Source organism: Luteibacter sp. P4_E6, assembly GCF_056401535.1.
This window is the reverse complement of the sequence record NZ_JBFUJE010000409.1, coordinates 1-3,558: the sequence shown is the minus strand read 5'-3', so window position 1 is coordinate 3,558 and position 3,558 is coordinate 1. Positions and strand designations below refer to the sequence as shown.

Sequence of the window (3,558 nt, the reverse complement as noted above, 5' to 3'; positions counted from 1 at the left end):
CGCTGCACTGCGGTAAGATCGGGATTCCCCTCTCCGTTGCCGCCAAGTGGAAGCCATGGAATCAAAGCACGACCGTCTGCCCTCCTTCGAGGAGCACGCCTCCCGTCTCGCCGCTACCAACCTCCGCGCGCTCGTCCAGGACGAAGCCCGCGGTGAGCGTCTGCGTCGACGCATGGGTCCGATCCTTCTCGACGCCTCCCGCCAGAAGCTCGACGTCGCCGCGCTCGATGCGGTTGGCGAGTACATCGAAAGCACCGGCTGGAAAGCCGCGCGCGATGCGATGTTCGAAGGCAAACACATCAACACCTCCGAAGACCGCGCCGTGCTGCACACCGCCTTGCGCGGTGGCGCATCGCGCAATCCGGCAGCACCGGCCGATGTCCGCAAGGAAGTCGCCGATGCGCTCGACAAGATGGAAACGCTCGTCAACGCCGTGCACAAGGGCGAAGGCGAGTCGGTCGGCCTGATCGGTCGGGTCACCGACGTCGTGAACATCGGCATCGGTGGTTCGGATCTGGGCCCGCGCCTGGCCGTGCATGCGCTCGAACAGTTCCACGTCGATGGCATCAAGAGCCACTTCCTCACCAACGTCGACGGCCAGGCCGCGACGGACCTGATGAAGGTACTGGATCCGGCGCGCACGCTGGTCATCCTGGTGTCCAAGAGCTTCAACACGCAGGAAACGCTGCTCAACGGCGGCGTGTTCCGCAACTGGATCCTCAAGGCCGAGGGCGGTGACGAGGCGAAGGCCTCGAAGCATTTCATCGCCGTGAGCTCCAACGACGAAGCCGTACACAAATGGGGTGCCTCGCAGGTACTTCCGATGTGGGACTACGTCGGCGGTCGTTATTCGCTGTGGTCGGCGGTGGGCGCATCCATTGCGTTCGCCATCGGCATGAAGGGCTTCCGCGACCTGCTCGCCGGCGCCGCCGAAACGGACGACCATTTCCGCAGTGCGGAATGGAAGGACAACCTTCCGGTACTGCTTGCCATCGCCGAGATCTGGAACCGCAACATCCTCGGTACCACCAGCCGTGCTGTGATTCCCTATGTGGATTCGCTCGTGGACCTGCCGTCCTACCTCCAGCAGTTGGAGATGGAAAGCCTCGGCAAGCATGTGCATCCGAGCGATGGCAGCGAAGTGAAGCAGGCGAGCGTCCCGGTGGTCTGGGGCAGCATCGGCACGAACGCGCAGCACGCTTATTTCCAGGCGCTGCACCAGGGCACCGATATCGTGCCGCTGGAGTTCATCGGTCTGGTCAAGCCGGCGCATCCGCTGCGCGAGAACCAGGACGTGCTGACGTCGAACCTGCTTGCGCAGGCGGCCGCGCTGTCACTGGGCAAGACGTACGAAGAAGCCCTGGCCGAAGCGAAGACAGGCACGGACGAAGAGCGTCATGCCCTCGCCGCGCAGCGCACGTTCAAGGGCGACCGCCCGAGCACCGTGTTCATGCTCGACTCGCTCACCCCGCATTCGCTGGGTGCGCTGATCGCGCTGTACGAACACAAGGTATTCCTGCTCGGTCACCTGTGGGGTATCAATGCGTTCGACCAGTGGGGCGTGGAGCTGGGCAAGGTCATCGCCAAGCAGATCTACCCCTCGCTGTCGAACGACAAGGACGCCGGTGATCTGTCGCAGTTCGACGGGGCAACGCGTGCGCTGATCACGGCGATTCGTTCGCGTCGTTGAGAGCATCGCCGTTGAAGCGCCTCCTAGAGGGAGCTGCCAGCGGATCCCTTCGGTGGCTGTAAATGAAAGGCCCGGCATTGCCGGGCCTTTCGTTTTTTTGTGCCGGAAATCCGCAGGTCTTCCCTACAACCGACGGACTATTGCGCCACCTCGATGGTCAGGCAACAGTAGCGACGAAAGTCACCATGGATGGAGACGCGTCATGACGACACGCCACGCGCGACCCTGGAAGGTCATTGCCCTTCTGCTTTTGGTAGCCGGCTGCGCAACCCACGCTCCGCGGATCACTACGCAGGGAGTGGCTCCGCAGGAAGACGGCGCTACCGTCGCGCAGCATCTGCAGCGACGCTACGACGAGAATATGTCGGCGTGCCAGCCGAGCTATACGCCGGCGGTGCTGTGCTCAGGCGTCCTCATGCGTGGAACGGTCTGGTCGACCGGCTACCACTCGTGGATTCCCAACCCTAACAATTCCGCCGGCGGCATTTCGTTCTCCTGGCTTCGGGAGGACTCGAACTTCGGCCTCTCCGCCTATCCCAATGGCTTCATCGTCTATCCGCATTTCTACTCGGATTCGTCCAACTACTACCCCTTGGTCGTGAACTGCGCGTATGTCATCAATGCCGGAACCAGTGGCCTGCCCGACAAGTGCCGGGTGCCGTGCCATGCGCAGGGCGTGCTCACGGCGGCGCAGTGGCTCGCGAAATTCGGTGCGGGCTCTTACGGGTGCGCCTTCAAGATCGCACCCGGTGACGCCGCGCCCGACCCCGAAGTTGCCTGGATGCAAATGGTCGAGGTACGAAAGGCGAGGAGCATCTTCACCTGGAACGAAATCATGGTTGCGGCCTGGCCGCAGACCACACACGCCAATATGCCACTCGAGGCGTTCTTCTTCATCGCCGGTAACGTCAGCGGTCTGTCCAGTGCGAAGCTGGATCAAGAGGATTTCAGAACGACAGCTGGGCGGTGGGTGCCCATCGTCCGATGGGTGCCCGCGACATCAGTCAACGGCCGGGCGACGTTCACCTACAACGCCGCCGACCAGGCGATCCTGCAATGAGGATCGCCTGCTGGATCAGACTTCCAGCGTCGCCAGATCGCCCTTGTCTTCCAGCCACTGCTTGCGGTCGCCCGCGCGCTTCTTGGCCAAAAGCATGTCCATGAGCTTGGCGGTGCCATCGTCGGCTTCGATGGTGAGCTGCACCAGGCGACGCGTATCCGGATGGACGGTGGACTCGCGCAACTGCGCCGGGTTCATCTCGCCGAGGCCCTTGAAGCGCGTAACACTTACCGCGCCCTTCATCTTTTCACGCTCGACCTTCTCCAGCATCAGGCGCTTTTCTTCTTCATCGAGGCAGTAGAACACCTGCTTGCCCACGTCCACGCGGAACAACGGCGGCATGGCGACGAAGACATGGCCCAGGCTGACCAGGGTGGGGAAGTGTTTCAGGAACAAGGCGGAGAGTAGGGTGGCGATGTGCAGGCCGTCCGAGTCCGCGTCGGCGAGGATGACCACCTTGCCGTAACGCAGGCCGCTGAGGTCGTCCTTGCCGGGATCGCAGCCGATCGCCACGGCGAGATCGTGCACTTCCTGCGATGCGAGCACGGCGGTCGATTCGACTTCCCAGGTGTTGAGGATCTTGCCGCGTAGCGGAAGGATCGCCTGGAAGTCCTTGTCACGGGCCTGCTTGGCCGAGCCGCCTGCCGAATCACCCTCGACGAGGAAGATTTCGGTGCGGGTGAGATCGGTCGAGGCGCAGTCGGCGAGCTTTCCGGGCAGGGCAGGCCCCGAGGTGATCTTCTTGCGAACCACCTGCTTGGCGGCCTTGAGGCGTGCGCTGGCGCGTTCGATGGCGAGCTGGGCGATC

3 protein-coding genes are annotated in these 3,558 nt (G+C 63.1%); 2 read left to right on the top strand and 1 reads right to left on the bottom strand.

The genetic code is table 11. The features are described from left to right. Window positions 1-55: 55 nt before the first annotated feature. Both pgi and AC1DT2_RS18175 read left to right on the top strand, forming a co-directional pair. Window positions 56-1,690, top strand: a complete 1,635-nt coding sequence (pgi, locus tag AC1DT2_RS18180) for a glucose-6-phosphate isomerase (protein ID WP_477297881.1) — start codon at window positions 56-58, stop codon at window positions 1,688-1,690. Window positions 1,691-1,892: 202 nt separating this feature from the next. Beyond that, complete coding sequence (locus AC1DT2_RS18175) at window positions 1,893-2,750, top strand: hypothetical protein (protein ID WP_477297880.1); 858 nt, start codon at window positions 1,893-1,895, stop codon at window positions 2,748-2,750. A gap of 15 nt (window positions 2,751-2,765) precedes the next feature. Here AC1DT2_RS18175 and AC1DT2_RS18170 read toward each other — a convergent pair. Continuing rightward, the coding region (locus AC1DT2_RS18170; protein ID WP_477297879.1) for a toprim domain-containing protein at window positions 2,766-3,558 on the bottom strand (793 nt) is incomplete at its 5' end.